Origin of the sequence: Vibrio celticus, assembly GCF_024347335.1 — a bacterium.
Taxonomy (GTDB): Bacteria; Pseudomonadota; Gammaproteobacteria; order Enterobacterales; family Vibrionaceae; genus Vibrio; species Vibrio celticus.
Genome location: NZ_AP025464.1, coordinates 652,513 through 676,476 on the forward strand (window position 1 = coordinate 652,513; position 23,964 = coordinate 676,476).

General features: G+C 42.1%; 21 protein-coding genes, 8 tRNA genes and 6 pseudogenes. 19 read left to right on the plus strand and 16 right to left on the minus strand.

Translation table 11 applies throughout. The features are described 5' to 3' along the window. Nucleotides 1–19: 19 nt before the first annotated feature. The 3 genes and pseudogenes from OCV19_RS18930 to OCV19_RS18940 all read right to left on the minus strand — a co-directional run. On the minus strand, nt 20–577 hold the full coding sequence (locus OCV19_RS18930; protein ID WP_065677650.1) for a hypothetical protein: 558 nt from the start codon (nt 575–577) through the stop codon (nt 20–22). A 29-nt stretch (nt 578–606) separates the two neighbouring features. Beyond that, nucleotides 607–996 carry a hypothetical protein gene (locus OCV19_RS18935; RefSeq protein ID WP_065677649.1) on the minus strand — a complete coding sequence of 130 codons (390 nt, stop codon included), beginning with the start codon at nt 994–996 and terminating at the stop codon, nt 607–609. Between the two features lie 79 nt (nt 997–1,075). Then, nucleotides 1,076–1,624: pseudogene (locus tag OCV19_RS18940) on the minus strand (tyrosine-type recombinase/integrase); the annotation flags it as partial. Nucleotides 1,625–1,735: 111 nt separating this feature from the next. Between OCV19_RS18940 and tnpA the strand changes: the two are divergent. The 7 genes and pseudogenes from tnpA to OCV19_RS18965 all read left to right on the plus strand — a co-directional run bounded on the left by tnpA (nt 1,736) and on the right by OCV19_RS18965 (nt 3,978). Further along, nucleotides 1,736–2,035: an IS66 family insertion sequence element accessory protein TnpA gene (tnpA, locus tag OCV19_RS18945; RefSeq protein WP_065677713.1), complete on the plus strand. Its 300-nt coding sequence runs from the start codon at nt 1,736–1,738 to the stop codon at nt 2,033–2,035. A gap of 40 nt (nt 2,036–2,075) precedes the next feature. Next, complete coding sequence (tnpB, locus tag OCV19_RS25040; protein WP_390904197.1) at nt 2,076–2,249, plus strand: IS66 family insertion sequence element accessory protein TnpB; 174 nt, start codon at nt 2,076–2,078, stop codon at nt 2,247–2,249. Next, nucleotides 2,203–2,385, plus strand: a pseudogene (gene tnpB, locus OCV19_RS25045) (IS66 family insertion sequence element accessory protein TnpB); the annotation flags it as partial. The gene tnpB (OCV19_RS25040) and the pseudogene tnpB (OCV19_RS25045), both read left to right, overlap by 47 nt. A gap of 73 nt (nt 2,386–2,458) precedes the next feature. Continuing rightward, entirely contained in the window at nt 2,459–2,719 is a 261-nt protein-coding gene (locus OCV19_RS18950; protein WP_261875732.1) for a hypothetical protein, read from the plus strand. A 96-nt stretch (nt 2,720–2,815) separates the two neighbouring features. Next, complete coding sequence (locus OCV19_RS18955; protein WP_261875733.1) at nt 2,816–3,007, plus strand: IS66 family transposase zinc-finger binding domain-containing protein; 192 nt, start codon at nt 2,816–2,818, stop codon at nt 3,005–3,007. Then, nucleotides 2,974–3,756 (plus strand): annotated as a pseudogene (tnpC, locus tag OCV19_RS18960) (IS66 family transposase); the annotation flags it as partial. The gene OCV19_RS18955 and the pseudogene tnpC, both read left to right, overlap by 34 nt. 87 nt (nt 3,757–3,843) lie before the next feature. Next, a complete protein-coding gene (locus OCV19_RS18965; protein ID WP_261875739.1) occupies nt 3,844–3,978 on the plus strand; it encodes a transposase domain-containing protein in 135 nt (44 codons plus the stop codon). Between the two features lie 23 nt (nt 3,979–4,001). Here the strand turns inward: OCV19_RS18965 and OCV19_RS18970 are convergent, their stop codons facing one another. The 7 genes from OCV19_RS18970 to OCV19_RS19000 all read right to left on the minus strand — a co-directional run bounded on the left by OCV19_RS18970 (nt 4,002) and on the right by OCV19_RS19000 (nt 7,844). Beyond that, nucleotides 4,002–4,619 carry an Arm DNA-binding domain-containing protein gene (locus tag OCV19_RS18970; protein WP_240508238.1) on the minus strand — a complete coding sequence of 206 codons (618 nt, stop codon included), beginning with the start codon at nt 4,617–4,619 and terminating at the stop codon, nt 4,002–4,004. A 101-nt stretch (nt 4,620–4,720) separates the two neighbouring features. Then, nucleotides 4,721–5,341: an HNH endonuclease gene (locus OCV19_RS18975; protein ID WP_065677664.1), complete on the minus strand. Its 621-nt coding sequence runs from the start codon at nt 5,339–5,341 to the stop codon at nt 4,721–4,723. A gap of 3 nt (nt 5,342–5,344) precedes the next feature. Beyond that, on the minus strand, nt 5,345–6,856 hold the full coding sequence (locus tag OCV19_RS18980) for an ATP-binding protein (protein WP_065677665.1): 1,512 nt from the start codon (nt 6,854–6,856) through the stop codon (nt 5,345–5,347). Between the two features lie 454 nt (nt 6,857–7,310). After that, a tRNA-Leu gene (locus tag OCV19_RS18985) sits at nt 7,311–7,390 on the minus strand. Between the two features lie 84 nt (nt 7,391–7,474). Then, nucleotides 7,475–7,550, minus strand: a tRNA-Gly gene (locus OCV19_RS18990). Nucleotides 7,551–7,600: 50 nt separating this feature from the next. Then, nucleotides 7,601–7,674, minus strand: a tRNA-Cys gene (locus OCV19_RS18995). A gap of 83 nt (nt 7,675–7,757) precedes the next feature. Continuing rightward, nucleotides 7,758–7,844: transfer RNA gene (locus OCV19_RS19000), tRNA-Leu, on the minus strand. Nucleotides 7,845–8,192: 348 nt separating this feature from the next. Here OCV19_RS19000 and OCV19_RS19005 point away from each other — a divergent pair. Continuing rightward, nucleotides 8,193–8,981 carry a lipase family protein gene (locus tag OCV19_RS19005; protein ID WP_065677666.1) on the plus strand — a complete coding sequence of 263 codons (789 nt, stop codon included), beginning with the start codon at nt 8,193–8,195 and terminating at the stop codon, nt 8,979–8,981. Nucleotides 8,982–9,058: 77 nt separating this feature from the next. On the opposite strand, the gene OCV19_RS19010 is transcribed toward OCV19_RS19005, so the two are convergent. The 6 genes from OCV19_RS19010 to OCV19_RS19035 form a co-directional block, all read right to left on the minus strand. After that, a tRNA-Cys gene (locus OCV19_RS19010) sits at nt 9,059–9,132 on the minus strand. Between the two features lie 64 nt (nt 9,133–9,196). Further along, nucleotides 9,197–9,283 (minus strand) — tRNA-Leu (locus tag OCV19_RS19015). Nucleotides 9,284–9,363: 80 nt separating this feature from the next. Then, nucleotides 9,364–9,439, minus strand: a tRNA-Gly gene (locus tag OCV19_RS19020). Between the two features lie 46 nt (nt 9,440–9,485). Beyond that, a tRNA-Cys gene (locus tag OCV19_RS19025) sits at nt 9,486–9,559 on the minus strand. Between the two features lie 199 nt (nt 9,560–9,758). Continuing rightward, nucleotides 9,759–11,204 (minus strand): ATPase RavA stimulator ViaA, encoded by a 1,446-nt coding sequence (viaA, locus tag OCV19_RS19030; protein WP_065677667.1) that lies wholly within the window; start codon nt 11,202–11,204, stop codon nt 9,759–9,761. A gap of 11 nt (nt 11,205–11,215) precedes the next feature. Continuing rightward, a complete protein-coding gene (locus tag OCV19_RS19035) occupies nt 11,216–12,871 on the minus strand; it encodes an ATPase RavA domain-containing protein (protein WP_065677668.1) in 1,656 nt (551 codons plus the stop codon). A 288-nt stretch (nt 12,872–13,159) separates the two neighbouring features. On the opposite strand from OCV19_RS19035, the gene OCV19_RS19040 reads away from it, so the two are divergent. From OCV19_RS19040 to OCV19_RS19090, 11 genes and pseudogenes are all read left to right on the plus strand, one after another. Next, nucleotides 13,160–13,675 carry an NUDIX hydrolase gene (locus OCV19_RS19040; RefSeq protein WP_050620708.1) on the plus strand — a complete coding sequence of 172 codons (516 nt, stop codon included), beginning with the start codon at nt 13,160–13,162 and terminating at the stop codon, nt 13,673–13,675. A gap of 39 nt (nt 13,676–13,714) precedes the next feature. After that, nucleotides 13,715–14,719, plus strand: a complete 1,005-nt coding sequence (gene ltaE, locus OCV19_RS19045) for a low-specificity L-threonine aldolase (protein ID WP_065677669.1) — start codon at nt 13,715–13,717, stop codon at nt 14,717–14,719. 638 nt (nt 14,720–15,357) lie between these two features. After that, nucleotides 15,358–16,266, plus strand: coding sequence for an IS5 family transposase (locus OCV19_RS19050; RefSeq protein ID WP_261875676.1), 909 nt, complete (start codon nt 15,358–15,360; stop codon nt 16,264–16,266). Nucleotides 16,267–16,556: 290 nt separating this feature from the next. After that, nucleotides 16,557–17,081, plus strand: coding sequence for a hypothetical protein (locus tag OCV19_RS19055; RefSeq protein WP_240508230.1), 525 nt, complete (start codon nt 16,557–16,559; stop codon nt 17,079–17,081). A gap of 78 nt (nt 17,082–17,159) precedes the next feature. Continuing rightward, nucleotides 17,160–17,657, plus strand: a complete 498-nt coding sequence (locus OCV19_RS19060; RefSeq protein ID WP_065677675.1) for a hypothetical protein — start codon at nt 17,160–17,162, stop codon at nt 17,655–17,657. Nucleotides 17,658–17,752: 95 nt separating this feature from the next. Continuing rightward, the gene (locus OCV19_RS19065; RefSeq protein WP_048613484.1) at nt 17,753–18,478 is read left to right on the plus strand and encodes a fimbrial biogenesis chaperone; all 726 of its coding nucleotides are present in this window, start codon (nt 17,753–17,755) and stop codon (nt 18,476–18,478) included. Nucleotides 18,479–18,480: 2 nt separating this feature from the next. Further along, nucleotides 18,481–19,026, plus strand: a pseudogene (locus OCV19_RS19070) (molecular chaperone); the annotation flags it as partial. 104 nt (nt 19,027–19,130) lie between these two features. Then, nucleotides 19,131–20,396, plus strand: a pseudogene (locus tag OCV19_RS19075) (IS4 family transposase). Between the two features lie 15 nt (nt 20,397–20,411). Then, nucleotides 20,412–20,564, plus strand: a pseudogene (locus tag OCV19_RS19080) (molecular chaperone); the annotation flags it as partial. 91 nt (nt 20,565–20,655) lie between these two features. Further along, entirely contained in the window at nt 20,656–23,040 is a 2,385-nt protein-coding gene (locus tag OCV19_RS19085; protein WP_065675427.1) for a fimbria/pilus outer membrane usher protein, read from the plus strand. Beyond that, nucleotides 23,030–23,911, plus strand: coding sequence for a hypothetical protein (locus OCV19_RS19090; protein WP_050634209.1), 882 nt, complete (start codon nt 23,030–23,032; stop codon nt 23,909–23,911). Before OCV19_RS19085 ends, OCV19_RS19090 begins: the two co-directional genes overlap by 11 nt. Nucleotides 23,912–23,964: the final 53 nt, after the last annotated feature.

Consider the following 23,964-nt stretch of genomic DNA (forward strand, 5'->3'; position numbering starts at 1 on the left):
GCAGTATGAAAGGGGGGTTTTATGCAGTGGTTTTAGGGGTTCCGTCAGCGTCAACTAATGCGATCAGTTCATCACAACGTACATCAAAATCTGGCGACAGAACGTGAAGAAACAAACTATTTGGCGCAGCCTTTATTAGTCCCATCGCATCAGATCTTAGCGTACTAGCTATAAATGATGGATTATTCGCACTTCCGCCGATTATTGCTGGTTTTAACACTGTACTTTTAAATGATTTATCTTTGTACTCCTTAAGAATATTTATCAGTTTTTTCATTGGAATAAGCTCTTTGGTGAATAATCCCCCACTGTCATTACCCGTTAGCTTTAGATACAGTTCTTCATCTCCTCTCATTTTGACCAAGTCGAAATAAATGCAACTTTCGCTCTTTGGACTAAGCTTTTTTGCTTTCCCAGATAACAGAATGGAAGTATTCTCACACTCTATTGCTTCCTGATTATCTTGGTCTTGTGTCTCTTGTACTTTCTCCGGTTCCGCTCCTGTCTGTAAACTTTCTTCCATAACTTCGATTTCACTATCGGCTTTATTTTTATTGCTGGCGATTTTGCGGGACATAAATACTTATCCTTATTGTTTGGCTTGAGTTATAACGATTCTGCGTGCGGTAACAAAATCCGTACAGGGTGAGACGTATTTGATATTGGACTAACTAAATAAACGCCGCCCCCTGCTGATGTGATGATTGCAAGGGCAATTATAAAACCCGTGTCAATACTGTTAATTAGGTAAACTGTTTCGGGGTAGTTTTGTACAAAACGAATAAGGTGCTGAACACTCTCCGGTTGCTGACTAATGGTTTCATCCGTATCTGACTCTTCGATTAATATCAGGCTAGTGCTGACTTCTTGCCAGAATTCGGTAGTAATTACATCATCAAATTCGAATGGTTCAGTCATGTGGTGTCGTAAAGCTGCTATCGTCACTTCTGGTAGAGGCAATGAATCAAGCTCATTAAATTGTGTAATTATTTTCATTTTCTAAACTCCATATATGAGAAAGCCCGAACTCATTCGTTGAGTTCGGGCTTGATATGTTGATTTAATATTGAAGCGATTAGGCTTCGTCGATTAATTGGATTAGAACTTGCGAAGATTGACGAAGAGACTCATTCCCAGCTCTCGCATAACGCATTGTGCTACTAATGGACTTATGGCCGAGAAGTTGCTTTAGCACACCAACATCAACGCCTGCAGATATAAGTGATGATGCATAAGAGTGACGCGCCGTATGAAAAACGATCTGTTCGGGTTCTTTAAGCATCAATTCTTTTTTGATCTTGTTGAATAAATGTCGAGGTTGGCTTATGTGTGACTTTTCTTTTTGCCCTGGAAATACATATGGGTTCCCCTTCTTCTTGAGCCTTAGCAAAAACCGAAACTCTTGAATCGCCTGGGGTGTAAGCTGGATCTGGTGTTGAAATCCATTCTTTGAGTCTTCCCTTGGTATACGCATCACACCATTTTCAAGGTCAATATTTGGCCAACGAGCAGCCCTGAGACTGCGTTCTCTGCATCCCAGCATGAAAAGCAGAATAATAAACCGGCTACGAATAGGACAATAATCCGGTTTTCTTAGCTCTTCGAAAATCCGTTTTATCTCCTGAGGCGATAGCCATCGCTCCCTAGCTCCTGTTTCTGGGTAAGCGTCTAATTAACCACACGTTCTAATTCCAACCAGCCTTTGTCATAGTTTTTCCAACCTAACGGAGGAACTATGACTCAATCTGAAAAACACCAACATTGGACGACCATTGTCTCTAACCAGCAAGAAAGCGGACTTTCTGTTCCGCAGTTTTGCAAAGAGCACGACATCAATTACGCCACTTTTCATTATTGGTTGAAGAAACTCAAACAAACTGATGATGAACAAATCGCCCACCAAGTGGTAATGAATGATCGTCCATCATTAAGTGCAGAGACGGTTGTTGTTCATCTACCGAATGGACTTAAAGCAGAGCTGCCGACCTCGTTATCACTGACACAAATTCAAACTTGGCTTAAGGCGCTGCAATGATCCCAAGTGGTGCCGTTTATCTCGTCTCGGTATTACCGACATGAGAAAGTCGATTGATGGTCTGTCTCTCATTGTCGCAGACGTGTTAGAAATGGATCCATTAAGCAGCGCGTGGTTCATCTTTGCAATCGTGGCCGAGATAAAATCAAAATTCTCTTTGGGACACCAACGGATTTTGGCTCTACTATCGCCGATTAGAGAAAGGCCGCTTTAAATGGCCCAGACCTACAGCAGCGGGTCATATCCATATCTCAACTCAACAACTTAACTGGCTATTATCTGGGCTGAATCTTGAAAACCCTAAGGCTCATCAGCCCTTTATGGTCGAGAAGTGTGAGCTAGAATACTGATCATCATATTGGGCTTGAACGATCCTTTTTCGCTGTCAGACTAAGTGGAAATGATAGATAACGAGCCCTAACCATGACCGAACTTCCTGATGATGTAGAACAACTCAAAGCGATGCTGCTTAAGCTACAGGAAGAGAACAGTGCACTCAAAAAGACGGTCGACACTCAAGCTGAGGAAGTCGTTGAGTTAGAAAACAAAATGCAGTTGCTCCTTGAGCAGCTTAACTTGAGTAAATCAAACGCTTCTCGGCCAAAAGCGAAAAAGAGCCCAAAGGCACTTTCAACGAAGCCGAGCAGCAGAATGCATTACCAAACCAGCTCCCAAGCATCATAAGAAGGGCCGAAAGTGCTCCCTGCAGAGTTAGAGCGTGAAGTACATCAGCACACTCAATGCCCCTTACTGTGAATGCTGTAATGAACCGCTGCATGAATGCGGTACCGAAGTCTCGGAAGAGCTAAAATCATCCCTCAGAAAGTCAGCGTCGTGCGCCATGAGCGTACCAAGTACGCTTGCCGTCAGTGTGAAAAGACACAAACCAGCAGCAAAATTATCACAGCGCCTCGACCAGCCAATATGCTCCCGAAAGCATGGGTAGCCCTGAAGCTTTCGCCGCAGTCGTGACAGCGAAGTATGTTGATGCGCTGCCGCTGTATCGTCAGGTTGAGATTTTAAAACGTTCTGATATTGACTTAAGCCGTGGGACGCTTGCCAACTGGTGTGTGCAACTGGGTAATAAGGTGAATGTCATCGTTGAAGCGATGAAAGCCCATTTACTGAATGAGAAGCTAATCTGCGCCGATGAAACCACCGTTCAAGTACTGCGAGAGCAAGACCGAAGTGCTCAGAGCAAATCTTACATGTGGGTCTATCGTAGCGGCGAGTTCGTCAAACAGCCTGTGGTGATTTACGACTATCAACCAAGTCGAGCGGGACAATGCGTCAAAGACTTCTTAGGTGATTATTCCGGTTACCTGCTTACCGACGGTTATCAAGCTTATAACGGTCTCGACAATGTCAGCCAAGCCGGTTGCTTAGCGCATGTCAGGCGCAAATTTACTGATGCACAAAAGCCCAACCGAAGAAGAAATCAGGCCGTATTGAAAGGCAATTAACTTTATCGCCAAGCTTTATGGCATTGAGCAAGAAGCTAAAGGCTTAAGTGCTATCGAAAGGCAGCAGTTACGCCAACAAAATCAAAACCTATCTTAGACAAGTTCCACGAGTGGTTGCTGGAAAGCCAGGAAAAAGTGCTACCGAAAAGTCAGCTCGGTGGCGCCATCAATTACACGGTCAATCAATGGCCTAAGTTGCTCACCTATCTAGAAGATGGCGACATCAGCATTGATAATAATGTGACTGAGCGAGACATCCGCCCGTTTACAACGGGCCGGAAAAACTGGATGTTCTCAACCTCGGTTGAGGGCGCTACAGCAAGTGCCAACTTGTATAGCTTAGTGATGACGTGTCGGGCGAATAATATCAACCCGTATTACTACTTCGCACACTTGTTCAAAGTGCTACCAACGCGATCCCTTCAAGACGATCTGAACGATCTTATGCCTTGGAACTTAGAAATAGATGAGGTTGAATAAGGCCTCACTGCTTAATTAGACGCTTACGTTTCTGGAAACAACTTAACACGAGCCGCAACGTTGGGAATGGAGTACTCTTCTTCTATCATGCGGCCCATTAGCTTGAGCAAACATAACACACGGTTAATTGTTGAACGACTTAGCTTCTTACCACGTAAATGAACCTTGTCTATCAATCCTGCGACCATGGACTGTATGTGTGAGACTCTAAGCTGGTCATAACTGATATCCCAAATTTCAACACAGTGGTTAAATCTTGCTATATCATGTCGCCAACTTTTCTTGCGTGACTTAGAAATTTTAATGAAGTGATTGTTGAAGTATTCGGATACAGTAGGTATGTCTGGTTTGACAGTTGAGTTTTTTGGATCTACTCCTTCAGCAACCATTAGCTTAGTACGTTGTGCTTGCTTCCTTGCATCCGCCAACGAAACTTCAGGAAACGTCCCAAGAGATAAAGAGCCTTTTCTACCATTCAAGGTATATCGAACCAGCCACTTCTTTCGCCCATTCTTACCAACCAGAACCTTGAAGCCCGATAATTCGGAGCAGGAATACTCTGCTTCAGTGGATCGAGAATTAGGATCATTAGGCGGTAAACTCGCGATCTTATTAGTAGTAAATTTAAAGCGTTTCTCCATTGAGCAACCTCATTACATTAGAGACTGCTTTATTAATATAAATCTACACTTATTTTTAATCCGGATAGATCATCAATACTTATACAAGTAAGAAAATAGAACTACGCACCTCCAATCAATTCATTTATAGCCGCAGCTAGTTCAACACGATCTTCTTGAGATGCTGTTCTTAATTCCTCAACCAACTGTTTTATTCGGGTATCTTTAGTTGCTATTTCCTGTTTTTTCTTTAAAACCTTTTTTAATCTATATAATTTACATTTCTTGATGGTCTCACAACCTTTATCATCAAGCCCTTCATATACAGCCCCATCATGAATTTCGACACTTTTGTAATAGTTATCAAAATGTGGATGAATTATCTTTATATTACTCCCAGTTCTAGGGTAATAGGTAATGCTTTTAAATAGAACCTTCTTTTTACCTTTTGAGGTATTGCAACCTGGACAAGATAAAGCAAGATTTCTTGCATGAAAAGTAAACTGACTATACTCTGATTTAGGTATTATATGTTCGATATCTACTTCTTTTATATCAAACCCTAACTCCCAACGACAATAGCAACATTTATTCTCCTGCTTTATTCTTAGATAATCAATTATATTCCCTTTAATCCCATCAAATACGGACTTAGTCCAATCATCATGTGATGTAAAATTACCTTGTATAATTTTTTTTTCATCATTTGTAAACTTATAAGGGGTAGAAATCTTGCTATACATTGACTACCTCTCTAAAGAAATCAGTGTAACTAGTACATCTTTGAGTGGATCAACATCTTTTACATGCAAAATATATCTTTTAAACTTGCTAACAAGGAACTTAAACCTTTCACTATCTCGACCTCCTTCTGCAACTATTTCCAACGCTTCAGAGACCTCATTTGACAAGTAATAATTTCTGGTAGAAGGCATATCAAATATATTTAGTAAAATATCTTCCGCTGATAATCCATGAGTCTCACTTTCAATGTAATCACATTCTACACTTTTACCATTGTTCGCTTTAAAGTGAACCACACTCGATCTACCCATAGGTAGGTCTGATATTACAAAATGAGAATGCGTTGCAATCACAACATGGCATCCTCGTTTTCTAGACAGTATTTTATCAATCAGCTCAATGTATCTATACTGCCAAGATGGATGAAGGCTAATTTCAGGTTCGTCAATTACTATTAGGGAATCATTTTCCACATTTGGCGTCAGCGCAATCAGAGTAGATAGAATACTGGCCTCTCCGGAACTAGCATCGTTAAAGTCAAACTCACCACCATCTTTTTTATAAAGTTTAGTTGTTGGACCTCTAACTAAATCATATTTTCTTAATTCTTCTAACTTCAAGTAAAGATCAAGGTTTAACTCATCTGAACCTTGTGTATCTCTTACTTCATTTCTTTCAGAGAAGTTAACAAGCAATGAAAATTTATTCTTGTGCCTGTCTTTGTGGGACGATATTTTGATATATTGATAAACTTTCGCAAGCTCATCCCAGTGGCTATCAGAGTAACGGTTTAAACTTCTCTCAATAGAATCCTTTCGAAAACCTCCTCGACTCGATGAATAGTCATGAAGAAATTCTTTAAAGTCTTTACCTGTAATCTCAATTAAATCACCAGATAAATTTCTTGGGATGCGAACTTCGTAACTGAGCTTTACTACTGGTTCGTAATTTAGATAGTCAAAAATATACCTGTAACTTTCACTATGTTCTTGGTAACCAACATTTACCACTAAAGCCGATATAGCCTTATCCATTAATATTCTAGTGGACATGCCATTAATGGCTCTGGGACCTAAGTAAAGGTAGTAGTCGTCTCCATTTTCTTGTAACTCGGTTGGTCTAAGTTGATGGTAACCATCCCTCGGAAATTTGTCAGACAGGCTTGTTGTTATAGTGATAACGCGGTTGGGTGAACACGGCTCTCGGTTTACAGATAGTTCCGTTTTGTATCTACGACCATTTTTACTTTCAACAAACTTTCTTTCTATTTCATACAAATAACCATCTCTTACGTAATCCAAGCGATATTCTGTAAGGTCCCGCCTTTTTTTTTCATTAACGTCACGAAACGCATCAACAAGATTACTTACAAATCGACTTTTACCAGCACCATTGTTACCAATAACTACCGTGAAATAATTTTCATCTTGAGCACTATCATTCCTTGCCAACTCTACTAAAGGTGTTTTAAAACTATCACTTTCATAAGAGAAACTAACTACTCGAAAACTCATCCAATTAACTCTTTAACTGCCTAAATCACCATCAGTATATAGTCAATTAAATTACAATAAAACAATGTGTTTCTAAAATAGTATCCACTCTTTCAATACCATGTTTTTAACAGTCATTTTACTAATAAAAAATACTTGCTATTGATAACCAATGGAGACGTAAAATCGAGCTCATAGCAGGGCTAACCGGACACTAACCCTTTAGTAAGATTTTTATTAGGGTTCGCGTCCACTTTATTGCGTCCCTGTCTACAGGACTAAGACAAGAGACGCACAGAAATTCAACCTTAAGTATGCTAGCAAGAGATTTCCGCACAACACATCAGCACAGGAGATCCTTGGCACTTAACTCGCACAGGAAATCTGCACAGGGAACAGGAGATAGACAGGAGAAAGGATTCTGAGGAGAGGTTTATCTGAATTTTAGGTACAAAAAAACCAGCATTAAGCTGGCTTGATAATTCCGGACTTGAACCGGCACAGCGCGAACGCCGAGGGATTTTAAATCCCTTGTGTCTACCAATTCCACCACCAGGGCACGCAATTCTTTATTGCGATGCCGATTACTGAAAAGTAAAACACCATCTTTATGTCAAAATGAATCAACATTACAAAATTTGGAGCGATACATCGGGTTCGAACCGATGACCTCAACCTTGGCAAGGTTGCGCTCTACCAACTGAGCTAGTATCGCATTTTCATTCTACTAATTTCTTACCTTATCAAAACGTAAGAGAAAGAGAATGGAGGCGCCTCCCGGAGTCGAACCGAGGTCCACGGATTTGCAATCCGCTGCATAGCCACTCTGCCAAGGCGCCTTTATCAACATAAAAATATATTGAAGTGTTTTAAGAGGACTACTCTTTGTTCAACACTCTACTCAAAGTAGAAACTAGATAGATGGTGCCCCGGGCCGGACTTGAACCGGCACAGCGCGAACGCCGAGGGATTTTAAATCCCTTGTGTCTACCAATTCCACCACCAGGGCAACGCAATCATGCGATGCTGATTACCGAAGAGTAAAACACCATCTCTCTGCGACCTAAGCCGTGAGAACGAGGTGTACTTTAACGGATAGAAAAAATTCGTCAACAGTAAATTTTATCTTTTAATTCAAGTGATTAATTATCGAACTCAAAAGAATAAATTTAGTGCAGCTTGTACGGTTCTTATACTTGGATTTCTAATTTAAACGGACAACTCACTGACAACCCTTGATTCAAATACCAATTCCATACGGTGATTTTATTGTTTTAATCCAAGCAAATGGCGTTTTCATGTGCATTTCACATTCAACGACTAGAGTTTTAAGTAACTCTTATTAAGAAGTAAACATGTGAAACCACTAAAACGATATCAATATGAGCGCTATGCCGTTCTTTGTAACCTCGCCTACCCCAGAGTTTTTAAACAAACTCGCTATGGTTTTGACCCTAATGGACAACGCATCATCAAGAACCAGTTTGGTAAAACCATGATTCGAGTGTTGTGGAGTAGCGACAAAGATGAAGTAGTTGTGGTTATCAAAGGATCGCACAGTATCTCAGATTGGCTACTGACCTTTGCTCTATGGACAAGAAGCTGCAAGAGGATTGGGCTCAATTATCGTGTGCATGCGGGCTTCTACCATCTGATGTTTCAAGAGAGCCAGCCAAGTCGGAATGAAGATAAGCTTGGCTTGACCGTTATTGAACGCTTGGAAGCCACGCTCACTCCTCTCATCGAACAAGGCAAAAGAGTGTCTATTACTGGCCACTCTTCCGGTGGCGCTATCGGTTGTGTCTTCGCTGATTACTTTGATCAAAAGTACCCTGGCTGTATTAAGCGAATAGTGACTTTTGGCCAACCCGCCATTGGTGATTGGAGCTTTCGAAAGCACTATCGCATGAGTAAGAAGACCTACCGAATTTGCTGTGATATCGACATCGTGACCTTCATGCCACCGGTACCCTTACTCTATTGGCATGTAGGTAAAGTACTTTGGCTTTATAACGGGCGTATCTACGAGAACACCCCAACCTTAATCCGCCTTGGTCGCTCTATCTTTAGTTGGTTGATAAGACCTTTATCTTACCACTTAATGAGCAAGTATATCCGTAACAAAGATTTCTTTGATAAGCATTAAAATGGGTACGTAGGAAGCTTTTAGCGGGGCCAGAAACGAAAAAACCAGTCACTAGGACTGGTTTTTTTTCTGAATGATGGAGGCGCCTCCCGGAGTCGAACCGAGGTCCACGGATTTGCAATCCGCTGCATAGCCACTCTGCCAAGGCGCCTTCAATAGTGTTTTAAGAGAACAACTCTTTTGATTAATACCAAGCGAGGTAATAATCAAATAGATGGTGCCCCGGGCCGGACTTGAACCGGCACAACGCGAACGTCGAGGGATTTTAAATCCCTTGTGTCTACCAATTCCACCACCAGGGCACGCAATTCTTTATTGCGATGCCGATTACTGAAAAGTAAAACACCATCTTAATGTCGAAATGAATCAACATTACAAAATTTGGAGCGATACATCGGGTTCGAACCGATGACCTCAACCTTGGCAAGGTTGCACTCTACCAACTGAGCTAGTATCGCATTTTCATTCTTAATATATCTTAACTTATCAAGCTAAGAAAAAGAATGGAGGCGCCTCCCGGAGTCGAACCGAGGTCCACGGATTTGCAATCCGCTGCATAGCCACTCTGCCAAGGCGCCTTTTTAATTCAACACGTTAGGGGCTTAAGTAAGCCGCACCGCTGTGTTCGGGTGCCTACTTTACGGATTGAGGAGAGATAGTCAAACAAAAAAGTGAATTTAAATTCCGTTTGCTGACATTTAAATCAAATTGCTGCATGTTCGATCTCTTTAATCAAAAAACACACAGCAAAATCGAGTTAAACAAGATGTTCTAGCGCTACCACTTCTTCATGAAACGACCGACAAGACTCGGATGATACGCCCAGCAGTGGTCAAACATAGTCATAAGTTGAGGGTTACCATACTTAGAAAGACTAACCGCATGGAAACGGTTTTTGTGTTCTCTCAACTTTTCAACCTGAGCAATCATTTCGTCTGATTGTTTCGGTGCAATAAAGTCAGAAAGTACGATTAAATCGGCATTCTTGTATTTATCACCAGTCATCAGGTCAATCGACTTCATGAGAACAGGTTCCAAATCCGTACCGCCGTGGAATGAGTAACTTAAGAAGTCGCTCGCTTCACGTAGGCCATCTTGCCTTGTTAACTCATAGGTAATCTGCTCAGAAGAGAACAGAATCACGTAACAGTCTCTCTCTTCCGCAAGAGCGATTTGCATCAAAGCATAAGCCATTGCTTTAGCGGACTGCTCAGGGAAACCACTCATAGAGCCCGAAGCGTCCACACAGACGATAAACGGACCCTTTTCAATATCGATGTTCTTGCTATCTGGTTTTTGCGCTTTCACTTTGCGTAACGTGCGTGATTTACCTTGCGAACGATAGCTCAGTAAACGCTTGTCGGCCAAGTGCTTGTAAAAGATAACCTCAAGTTCAGGATAAGCTAGGAACATGGTTTCGTTTGGCAGCATTTTGTTCAGGTCATCACTTTCATGAATTCCTACAATATCATCAACCGCTTCATCGCTTTTCTCTTCAACCATCTGCAATTCTTCTACAGGGGCTTTGTGTAGCGAAGGATCATCTTCCTCACCAGCCATACGGCCTAGCTTTTCAGCGATCTCTTGCAAGCCCTTGTGCTTATTCAAGAACTCAGCATGACGCTTCATGATGGTAAGGTCTGTTTTGCTTAATTTGGCAGAAGCCATGTCCCACAAGCGACCTACACTGCCTTCATCACCCGACTCAGTCACTTTGTCCATGTTTTTCATGGTTTCCATGCGCTGATAAAGATCGGCTAAGACTTTTTCTTTGCTTGTTTCAAGTTCGGTTACTTGAGCTTGCTTAATCGCATCAGAAAGTGATTGGTACCATTGGTCGCAAAAGTAGTGTGGAAACATCGCGTTATAAACGCCCTTGTTGTTCTCCATAAGGCGTCGAGCTTGTAGATAAAACGCGGAATGCCACTCCAGCTTTTTGATAACGCTGTCAATCTCATCAAAGAACTGAGGTTCATCCCAGTAAATTACTTCTTGATAAAGGGCGATTTCCTCTTGGAATCGATCAGTTTCACACACCTTAGTAACGCGTTTTTTAACTTTACCGCGCCATTTAACTAAGTGGTTTTTCACTGAGGTTTTCACACCTTTGTTCTCAGCAGCCATCATGACTTGAGAACGAGCGATGAGATCATTCATCGCGGTATCAATGATTCCTGAGTCAGCTACCATCAAAGCGAGGTTTAAGCCGTCTGCTCCTAACATATGCTCTCCTCTTACTCGAAGTACTGGCTCATAAACTTAATACGCTGAGCGATCTTGGCACTCTTCACTTTCGTGGTTTCAAGATCTTGCGTTACCGCCTGCAAACTTGCTTCCATTGCCTTTGGTAAATCAGGATCAATATAGTTATGAGGCAGCGCATCATGGAATTCAGTACGAACGCGTTTTAACTTGAATTCAGCTTCAGTTAACTGTTCTAAGGCTTTCTCAGCGCCACTCAACCACTTGTTGTACAGTTCTTGGTCTAAACCGTCAGTAGTAACCACACTCACCAATACAGAGCGATTGGCGATGTCTTTAATCACTAATTGGTTTGATGCATCCAAGTCGAGTTTTAAACGGCACAGGTTTTTGTTTTCGTTTACGTAACCGTAAATATCCCCGTGGCCTTCTTTAAGAACACGATCAAAATCGTCTTTGGCTACGTATACCCAACGGCTATCGCCTTTCTCAGATTCAGAAACCGACATGTTGCTTTGCAGCATAACCAGTTTCACTAGATTGTAAGCACTGCCCACGCTGTACATTTTCGCGTTCTTGATGTCATTCTGGTAAACATCTTTACGCAACAAGCCACTGGTTGACTCCATAGAAAGCGACACCGACAACGTTGATTCAACATCGTCTTGAATCTCTTCTAACTCTTCACGAGCCATTTCAATTTGAGCTTTCGACTCTTGTTGATCAAACGCTCGGTTCAATGCAAAGTCTTTCACCACGCTACGAACCACATCACGTGATTCTGGGCTATGCCACAAACAATCTTGCAGAAGCATGATATCTAGCGGGTTCACGCTATCACGACCACTGAAGAACGCACTCGCTTTCAATAGTTTAACGGCCTTCTTCCAGCGTCTGTCTGATACATACAATTCTGACTCTGAGGCAGAGCCTTGCTTCTTAACCGTCTCTTCAAGCATGGTTTTTAGTTCAAACAACTTATCAAACGAATTATCAGTCAGTTCCAGCTTATCGAGCTCTTTCTGCCATTGATGGTATTCAATATCCGTAATCGCCAAACCTTTTGGAATTACCGCTTCTTGAGAAGTACCCGTTGTCAGCATCGATTTGAAGTTTTGTTTGTTTTGAATACGGTTTACGAACACACGTACCAACATACGGTCATAAAGTGCTTCCAAGCCGCTGTCTTCATCTGGAAGTTCGTTGGATGCCGACACGAGTAGACGCATCGGTACACGTTCAATATCGCTGCCGTTTTTGAAAGTCTTTTCGTTAACGACAGTAAGTAGTGTGTTTAGGATTGCAGGGCCGGCTTTCCAGATCTCATCGAGGAAGACGACTTGTGCGGTTGGTAGGTAACCCTCGGTCAGTCTTACGTAACGACCGTTGTCTTTTAATTCTTGGATACTTAGTGGGCCGAACACTTCCTCGGGAGTAGAGAAACGAGTCATCAAATATTCGAAGTAACTACTGTTGTCAAAAGCCTGAATGAGACGTTTAGCGATAAGGCTTTTTGCGATGCCCGGAGGGCCTAATAGAAACACACTTTCACCAGCCAAAGCAGCCAGTAAACAAAGTTTAATCGTGTCTTCTCTTTCGTAGACACCATCAGAGAGAGCATGCGCTAATTTATTGATTCTTTCAGAGAGTAGCGCCTTGTCAGCATGTGAAGAAATAGAAGGGTTCATGCGTTACTCCGAAAATCTTTGAACAGTTGAGAGTGTAGAATTGTTTTTATACATTTGTTAGCACTTTGTTACAAGTGTATTTTATTATTGAGTTGCATTTATATCAGATGGTTACGTCGGTAATTTTGGCGCAATCATAGATTCCAATTATGAGAGTAACATCACGAACGGCGTGAAACTAAATCTAATGCGAAACCTAATTTTTCTTTTATTTTCGACACCATAGACGTTATGGTGGTGCACGTCTTCCGTTATACGAAAAATTGGCAAGGAATGTGGCCAGACTGCATGAGTAAAGTTATCCATAAATGGAAAAGTATTTCTCTCATAGAAGAGAACGTGACGCTCCCTACGAACGTCGTGGTAAAACATACAACAATCAACCACCCTGGCGCGGCAGTTATTCTTCCTATCACTTCGTCTGGAAAAATCATCCTCATAAACCAGTTTCGCCCTTCTCTTAAAAAATGGCTTTTAGAACTACCCGCAGGCACGATGGAAATAGATGAGACACCTCTTCAATGTGCCCAACGAGAGCTAGAAGAAGAAACAGGTTACAGTGCAACTTCTTTTCAAAGCTTAGGGCAAGTCACCCCTTTAGCTGGCTTCTGTGATGAGATACAACATCTGTTTGTCGCGAAAGACTTAAGCCTCACTACCCGCTTTGAATGCGATGAAGATGAAGTAATAGAAGTGATCGAACTGAGTTTAGAAGAACTGCACGATAAAATACGACACGATCAAATCACCGATACCAAAACTATCGCTTGTTTAAGCAAAGCCCAATTATGTGGCCATCTATAGCCAATTATATGGCTACCTAAAGTACTCTAGGAGAGAAACATGGACTTTCGTTCTGATACCGTAACTAAACCCTCACAAGCAATGCGCGATGTAATGGCAAGCGCAGAAGTCGGTGATGATGTATATGGTGATGACCCAACAGTAAACGAGCTTGAGCAGTGGGCAGCCAAAGAAACTGGCTTTGAAGCCGCTATGTTCACCTCTTCAGGTACGCAAGCCAACCTACTTGGTTTGATGGCGCACTGTGAGCGTGGTGATGAATACCTGTGTGGCCAGCAGGCGCACAACTACAAATACGAAGCTGGCGGCGCTGCAGTACTTGGTTCTATTCAACCTCAACCAATCGAGAACAACCCAGACGGCACATTGGACTTTAAAAAGCTTGCCGCTGCAATTAAGCCCGATGACAGCCACTTTGCTCGCACTAAGCTTCTTAGTTTAGAAAACACGATCAATGGCAAAGTACTGCCGATGTCTTATCTAGAGGAAGCGCGTGAGTTCGTAAACCAACACGGACTTCAAATGCACCTAGATGGCGCTCGCGTCTATAACGCCGCAGTAGCATTAGACGTGCACATCAAAGAGATCGCACAACACTTCGATTCTATGACGATTTGCTTATCGAAGGGTTTAGGCGCTCCAATCGGTTCACTACTTCTTGGCAGCAAAGAATACATCGCCAAAGCACGTCGACTGCGCAAAATGGTCGGCGGCGGTATGCGCCAAGCTGGTATTCTTGCGGCTGCGGGTAAAATGGCTCTAACAGAGAACGTGACTCAGCTTAAAGCAGACCATGAGAACGCAAAAAACCTAGCGATTGGTTTAAACAAGCTAGAAGGTTTTTCTGTTAACCCTGATTTTATTCAAACTAACATTGTGTTTGCTAAGTTAGATGAGTCTGTGGATATCAACCGAATCGCACGCGAACTGGGCGAACAGGGAATTACGATGTCACCAGGGAACCCAGTGCGCTTTGTCACTCACCGTGACATTAGCGCAGAAGACATTTCTCGATTCCTCACTGAATTGGAAAATGCGCTTTAACTCTTTAATGAGATTAGCCTCTACCGTAATCAAGACTAAAGCTTCCTGTGACAAGCTTTAGTCTTTCAAAAAATTCATTCAACAATTCCACAGTAAATCATCTTCTCGACACAGACGAGTTTTCTAATAAGCACACTAAATTGACTGGAACAGAACGCGATCTCGTTTTGGCCTATGTGAATACCTTCTAAGAATCATTCCCCACATTTCAGCATTCTATTACCGCTCAAGTTTGACTTGCATTAATGAAATAGAACATTGAATGGTCGCTGAAGATAAATAATTCAGCTACAACAGTTAATTTTTTAATCAACACGCATGCGGTAATTAGAAACAGATTACATCATTCCTAATTATACTTCTGTAAACATCTAATTTTAATTGATAAATTGCCACCAGCTTAGGTAATCACTCTCCGTTAATAAAATTTTCAATTACACATTCATATTAAAATCAAATTACAAAATCCTTATTTACTTAATAATACTGTCAATTTTAAGACACCAAAAACAGTGGCTCATCGGAAAGTTCAATACAAATCATCATCGGTAGACCATAACGGCGTTGTTGCCTAAATCAGTTGAACCTTTTCCAAGATCTGCGATCTGATCCTTTGTGATGATTAGAATGGTGGTGACATGGGCAAAGCGAAAAAGAAGATTACTAACTGGGCGGAGTATAATAAGGCTCTGTGTAAACGTGGTTCGGTTACGTTCTGGATAGATGACTCAGCCATAGATGCATGGAAATGCAAAACCCATCATGGCAAGCGTGGTAGAGGCTTTCAGTACTCTGATACAGCGATTGAAACCGCCTTGATGATTAAAGGGGTCTTCTCTCTGCCATTGCGTGCTCTTCAAGGCTTTATCGACTCTATCTTTGAGTTATTAGATGTTCCGCTGACATCCCCTGATTACACCTGTATCAGTAAACGTTCGAAGACAGTTCAGGTCAAATATCGTAATAAATCCAGAGGAGCTATTCGCCATATAGCCATTGATTCGACTGGTCTTAAAGTCTTTGGCGAGGGTGAGTGGAAAGTGAAAAAGCATGGTGCAGAAAAACGTAGAACATGGCGCAAACTGCACTTAGCTGTTGATGTAGATACTCACGAAACGATTAGTGCGGAAGTCAGCCTTGTAAATGTTGGCGATAGTGAAGTGCTACCGACGTTGCTCAATCCACTACGCAGAAAGGTCATTGCCGTATCTGCCGATGGAGCATATGACACTAAAAACTGCCATGAGACTCTGAAAAATAAAGGCTGTATTCCGCTAATACCGCCTCGAAAGAATGCGGCGCTTTGGGAAGATGGGCATCCCAGAAACGAAGCTGTAGAGGCTCTGAAAAATGGAACAATAGCGGAGTGGAAATCGGAGTCTGGTTACCACTATCGCTCAATATCTGAGACCGCAATGTCTCGATATAAAGGACTAACCAGCGGTAAATTGAGCTTGAGATGTTACAACGCTCAAGTGGGAGAAATCATGGCGAATGTCAAAGCTATAAACAAAGTCATAGGACTAGGTATGCCTGTTAGAAGCTAACGGCTAGTCATATATGGCTTCGTTGATCTTCAAGCTGATTTGATCAACAACGCCGACCATAACCCTAATTTTATCAATTAAATAAAAAGCCCTCGTAAACCAGAATCTTCAACGGAAAACACCTATCTAATTGAATGTAATATTATTATCTAATTCTTCAGCCTCTACTCCTCAAGTTAAAATCATACTAAAACTCATACTTCTCTTAAATAATAAACTTTTTTTACTACTTCACCATTTTTTAAAGCACATATAGTTTTCAAAGTTAAGCAACAAGTTACATTCAATCGCTGAGAGGTGAAATTATGGTTAGAGTATTTAGGACCCTTCATAACTTCATCGTCTACATGTTTATTTTTAGTATGCCATTCTCATTATATGTTAGTGCTAATAGTTTAACGTTAGGAATTAGCGGTCAGATCAAAGATCGATGCGAAATAAACTTTTTTTCTGGCAACACTATGAATTTTACGGAACACCATGATGTGCAATCGTTGCCTTTTAATATCTATTGTAACCGTCCGTTGGGTATAACAATCAACTCAAAAAATGGAGGCTTAAAATATCAACATCAAGGGGTTGATATTATTGAAAGTTACAATTTGTCATTACAAATAGACGAAATTCGTCTTTATGAAAGTAGGCACAGCAGTCAACTTACTTCACCAGTAATGATAGACAGTTCTGGTGTTATTCCGTTCTCTCAACATGGGAGTCTTAGGGTAGCACTCGAAAATAGCTTGCGTTTCGCAGGTTATTATCAAGACGTTATTGAGATCGAAGTTTACCCTTCGATTCATAGCGTGACAAAGTGAAATCTCTGCAATGTATCTGCAGATACAACATACGCTCAGCAGTATTCGAGCAAATCATTTAAGATAAAGGAATTTCTAATGAAAAAGCTAACACTCTATGCAGCAACAGTCACAGCTATTTTTGGTGCTCAAGTCCAAGCCGCTCCTGGTGATGTCCAGTTAGTTGGATTTGTTTCACCTGTATGTGAGGTTACTGGTCTTTCAACACAATTGATGGACTTTGGTAACGTATCTCAAATTCAAAACCTTTCTGTTAGTGGCCTTAACATGAAGTGTAATGACGTCGATGGTGCAACGGTAACACTAACAAGTGCTGAAGGTGGTCTAGAGTCAGACGATAGCGAAGACTACGCTCTTACATATGATGCAACATTCAACCCGTCAGGCTTAGCTCCTTTCACGCTTAATGCACCAGGGGGTCCAGGTCAAAATGATGTTTCAATCAGTAACTCTTATGGCGGTTCTGGAGCATTAGCGACAGGTGTTGCCGCATCTATTGATATTGTGACGACAGAAACCTCGCCGTGGGCAGGTGGTTACTCAGATACATTGACCGTAAATATCACCTCGAATTAGAGGCTAATAAGTCGGGGGCTTTTATTTGGCCTCCGACTTAATCTCAATCTCAATCTCAATCTCAACGACATAAGTTTAATTTGGAGCTCTTCGCTATGTATAAATGGATCATGCATAAATGGATCGTTCTTTTCCTATTGTCATTCACTTGTTTGTCTGCTCATGCGTTCAAAGTAGAGCCGATGTCTATGGAAATGACACCGCTTGGCAAAAGAGCTCAAATGACCATGAGGGTTGAGAACTCATCTCAAGAACCACTCACGGTTGAGCTGTCACCTGTTTACATGACAATGGACAAATATGGCAAAGAGACCACCACTCCTGCTGATGATGAACTACTAGTGATTCCAGTGACCGCAATTATTGAGCCTGGACGATCACAATCGATTATGGTCCGGTATTTAGGCGATCCTTCTATCACAGAATCTAAGGCGTATCGCATTGCTGTTAAGCAAGTGAAAGTCCAAAGGGCTAGCAGCAATCAGGGGCAAGTAAGCCTTTTGCTTCAATTTAATACACTTATCAACGTCCGACCTCAGAACACGGCTTCTCAGCTAGAAGTCAAAAGTATCGAACAAAATGACAAAAGGAATAAATGGGTTCTTGAAGTACTTAACAGTGGTAATAGTTATGGTCGATTAACCAATACAACATGGAAAATATCTGATGGTAAAAATTCAACCTATTTAAAAGGCGTAGAAATCGCAAAACGAATTCCGGGAACTTTAGTCCTTCCCTACTCCACGCGTTTTTTTGAAATGCAGCCTCTTAAAAATTATGACGTAAACACCCTATCGATTGAAATAGAGCAGGATCAATAGTAATGAGACGTTATATTTGGGGAGCGCTCATTTCTTGCTTTCTGTGTGCACAAGCGTTTGGCATAACACTGTTTCCAACCGTCATCGAACTCAACACCGATCACCGGGCAGCATCTCAACTGGTTGTGACTAACAACTCAACACAAGCTCTCCCACTTGAAGCTAACGTTCGTCGTTTGAACTTCTTATCAGATGGTACATTCGAGACATCTGATCTAGCGAGTGAAGAGATGTTTGTGTTTCCACCAGCGGCGATGTTAGCCCCCGGAGAACGTCAAGTCTTCCGTATACAATGGTTGGGAAACAGAACACTCGAAACCTCTCAAAGTTATTTCATTCGTTTCAGTACCGTGAATATTGGACAGAACAACGCAAGAATAGATAAGCCCATCGGTTTAACCACCGGTATCAATTTGCAAGTTCACTACAATGCGTTGTTGCACATTCACTCATCCTCGTTAAAACCTGACGTGAAATTGCACGTAGATAAACAAGGCAAGCTAAGACTTACTAATTCAGGGTCACGATTTACCTATACATCGTTCATAGACAGGATCTTAAGCTCTAAGCTATTTATTTAGATAGAAAAAAGGCTTCATTTATGATCAGATAATCGTCGCCAAACAAACCACCCATATCAACCGTGAAGCCGATGACGATTATCTCCCTACAAAAGCAGTTTAAGCAATTCTTTAATGCTGATAGCCTTCAAAAAATGGCGAAAAGTACAGGACTTATGAAGCGATGTCGGGCTATCTTACCCGACCAGCTAGTAGTAAGCCTAGTGGCCGCTTTGAGCAAAGGAAACTGCTCATCTATTGCCGATTTACTAAGGCAATTCAATGGGATGTGCTTAAGCGCTAAAGATACTGTGGCTTATAAGCCCTACCATAACCAGTTAAGAAAGAAGAATTTCCGATATTCATGCGCCAATTAGCCATGCGAGCGATAGCTCAGTTTGCTCGCCAGCAGAGTGCCAACCTACCAGATAAACTCGCCACCTTTGATGATGTGCTGCTTCAAGATGGTAGCTCTTTCCACATTCATCGTGACCTTTCGAACGTTTACCCGAGCCGATTTAAACGCAATCCAGCCGCAGTTGAATGCCATATGACAATGTCTTTAAAAAGCTTTTCTCCAGTCGCAATGAGCATCAGCGCTGATACAGCATCAGAAAGAGACTTTTGCCCGCCCCCAAACAATGAGTAACAAATTGTTGTTGGCTGACGCAGGGTACCCTGACTTCCAATTCTTTACTGAGCTTGAACTGTATGGTGGTTTCTATATTTTTCGAGGAGCAAAGTCCCTGAATCCTCATGTTATAGAAGCGAGAAACGGTCAGGGCCGGCATTTATCTAAACTAGAAGGAAAGAAGCTCAAAGACATCACTCGAGGTACTAATCGCTCACAGGTACTCGACCTTAAAGTTCGTAGTGGTAAGCAAGAATTTAGAGTGGTAAGACGTTGGTTTGCCGAAGAAAAGCGATTCTGTATTTGGTTAACTAACTTGCCTTCAGGTACCTATACTGCTGATGACATAATGGCGATCTACCGCTGTCGATGGCAGGTGGAGTTGCTTTTTAAAGAATTAAAATCTCACACAAACTGGCAACGATTTGTCACCGCACAAAAGGCCATCGTTGATGGGCTTATCTGGGCCAGTTTACTCTCGCTGATCATCAGGCGCAGTACTGCGCTTCAGATAATGCCATCGGTCTCGCTGTTTAAGGCGGCAAAAAATGTGGATGTGTGGCTGTTGCCCATATTTGAATGTATCAGCCACAAGGCATGGTCAGAAATAGGCAATAAACTGGAATGGGCCTCTAGCTATATATTTAAGAACGCACAAAAGTCCGCCCAGAGGAAGTCAAAGAAAAACATCACGTTAGACGGGATTTATGCTGGTCTTAATGCTTAAGGTTCAGTCTATGATACATCGTTACTTAATTTTGCGGGGCTCGAATCTCAGAGCCAAAAAGTACATGCGGCTTTAGGTGAGCAATTTATTCCACCACACTCCACTATTACTTTCCCTTCTTCTTTAAATTACTTACCAATGGGCACTTACCATGGGCATGAAAACTGAAACCCATCACAAGATGTGGCGAGTTTTGTATGTCTTGGGATTAGTACTTCTATATTGTGCCGCCTTAAGCCCTGCAGCTTGGGGCCAGGAAATGGTCTTGAATCCAACAGGGCGAGATATTCAACTTACCTCTTTACTGAGGATAAGTGACACCATACTGGGGGAAGCGGACATTATCATTACCGCAAACAACGAGATCTTGTTACCCAAGGAAAGTACGCTTTCTCTCCTTTCTTCCGTCGTAACTCATGAAGGTATTGCGAGACTCAATGACACGACAGACGATGAGATGCTGTCTCAGCATCATTTTGAGAGCGTAGGATTAGATCTGAGTTTCGATTTCTCATCATTAGAATGCATCGTGACGGTACCACCTGAATTTAGCTTAACCCAACAACTGTCTATGAACGGCGCAGATGATTTTTATAACTATGCCGAACCAAGTTTATTAAGTGGGTACGTTAACTTTGCCCTTTCAGCCAATGAGACCCAATATGTGGACCAGAATTCGTCAAGGCAAGATCTCTATCGCGGTCAATTCGACTCCGCACTTAACATTGGTTTTCTAAACTTTGAGTACGAATCCTATTTAGAAAACAGCTCATCACAAGATTCGAGATACGTAAGAGAAGGATCTCGTCTTAATATTGACTTTGCAGAGCAAGGCACACGACTTGTCCTCGGCGATATGTACAACAGTGGTCAATCTTTTCAGGACAGTACCGACATACTTGGTATTGGGTTAACGCGAGATTTCACACTCATTCCAACCAGAAATGCGCGACCACGAGCCAATCAATCATTCACCCTTCAAAGGGCATCAAATGTCGATGTCTATATAGATGGGATCGCAGTCCAACGATTAACCCTCGGCGCTGGTAGCTATAACCTTAGTGATATCCCCCTGGCGCAAGGTAGCAATGATATTGTACTCGTCATCACCGACCGCTCCGGGAATGAAGAACGTATCGAGTTTTCTATTGCAACCGGTAACGACTTGCTCAATAGCGGTGAGTTTGAATATAGCATCATGTATGGAGCGCCTTCTGAATTACAAAATGGACAACTAGAGTACCTAACCGACGAGCGTATTTTCCATGGTTATATTGATGTGGGTATTAGCCCTTGGTTAACGTTGGGTACGAACTTTCAAACCCGTGAAGATCTTTATCAATATGGTGCCACCGCGTTACTCGCTTCTATATGGGGCGTCACTGAACTCACTGCCTCTCGTAGCGAACACCCTACATTTGGAACTGGCGACGCTTACAAATTTGCATTCGACGCGGAGTTTTCCAATACCAACACTCTGCCCCCACAACTGAGTTTTAGTTATGAATATCTGGCCAACAATTTTACTGGGGTCTCAGGGTTTGATGCTTCCGATATCGATATCAACTTAACCACTCATTATGTGTCTGCATTCAGCTCCATTTACCTTGGTCAGTCTTTACGTGCCGCCATGACCCTAAATTACCGATCAGGAATAGACAAAGAGAACGATTATTGGCTGATTAGCCCGAGTTTATCGGACGGACTGTTTGATACTCCCGCTACCTGGAGTGCACGCGTTAACTATCGACATAACGCAAGCGAAGACGATGACATCAGCACGACTGTCACCATAAGTTGGCCTCTTAGTCGACAAACTCGTGTTGTCGGTCGTTACACCACAGAGCTCAATGAAGCCGCCTTAGATTACAGCTATCAGAATAATATTGGTAACACAGGAGGGGTGTCGGCGTTTGCGAGTGTTATTACTAACGAAGAGACGGATGCCGATATGGATGCTGGGATTAACTACACGGCCAACCGTTATGAATTGAATGCGACCCACGCTTCGCGGCTTGAAGAAATTAGTGGTGAAACACGAAACCACAGTACCGACGTAACTATTAGTAGTTCACTTGCTTTTGCAGGTTCATCTGTGGCAGTCGGCAGACCAGTACGCGAAGCGTTTGCGATTGTCACTAAACATAAGAGTCTGAAAGAGAATGACGTGGCTATCGATCCCGCAAGAGACGGTGAGTACGCACGCGTTTATCTTAAAGGAGATGCAAGTGCTATGGTCCCAGACCTTGTTGCTTACAATGGCCAAGTAATCAGTTACGAGGTCGATAACTTGCCGCCCGGGTATGACTTAGGTGATGGCGCTTTTTGGATTAAGCCGGGTTATAAACGGGGCTTCCAACTCCAGATTGGATCTGATGCTGTATTAACCGTTATTGGCAAGCTATTCGATCGTCAAAGTAACAACCCTATTTCACTTGTCGCTGGTGTAGCACATTACCTTGGTGAGGCAAAACAGTTGCCCATTGACTTCTTTACCAATCGTAACGGCATATTTGCAATCTCTGGATTAAAGCCAGGTAAATATCAATTGGTACTAGACACTAAAGAACAAGAGTCAGTCATCATTTCCCTCAGTGAACGCAGTGACAACTTGATAAGACTAGGAGATGTATATGTTGAATAAACACGTACTTTGGGGATCCTTTTTCCTCATCGCCACAAACCATCTGCCTTATGCATTTGCGTGTGAAGCTAATGCGTTGACTATTCAACCCGTCTCATCTAAATCACAATATGATGTTTTCAGTGCAGGCACATTCGCGACAATTAACACTTACCGAATAGATGCAAACATAATTGGCGAACCATGCGAGTTAAGCTTAATTTTGCAGCTTAACGATACCAGTCGCTCGTTAAAAGGGTCGAACCAAGACAAACTCAACTTTGAGTGGTCAGGGCAGATTGGCATGCCGGTTGCTAATCAATGGCACTTATCAATAACCGATAGCCACCCTTCGGCAACGATACAAATGCGATTTCCGAGCAAGCAATGGTTAGCGTCAGGAACCTATCGAGGGCTTTTAGAAGTCTCGCCTTCTTATACCTCTGATAGTAAACAAGTGGAAATTAGCCCTAGTTCCATTCCGGTATCGGTTAACGTTCCGCCTGCTGCGAAAATTCATTTTTATGGATTGACCCAACAACATTATGACCTTGATCTAGGGACATTATATTCAAACAAGATTATTCGCTCTGCACCTAACCTATGGGTTCAAAGCAATACAGCTTATACCATCGTATTCGAATCATCCCATCAAGGAATGCTACGTCATGAATCTAATGAGACTAAGTGGGATATTCCATACCAACTTTCCCTCGATAGCGACAGAATAAACCTTGAGCAACTGGATGCGAGAATTCAACGTCTTTCCGCAACGATTGGTCAACCTATTCCTTTGAATTTTGTCATTGGTGAAACAGAGAACAAACCAGGAGGGAAATATGACGATACATTACAAATTTCTATTGAACCTCGACTTTCACAGCAACCATAATTATGCAATTATGTAAAAATTAAGCCGCAGAGCTCAATTTTATAAAACACAAC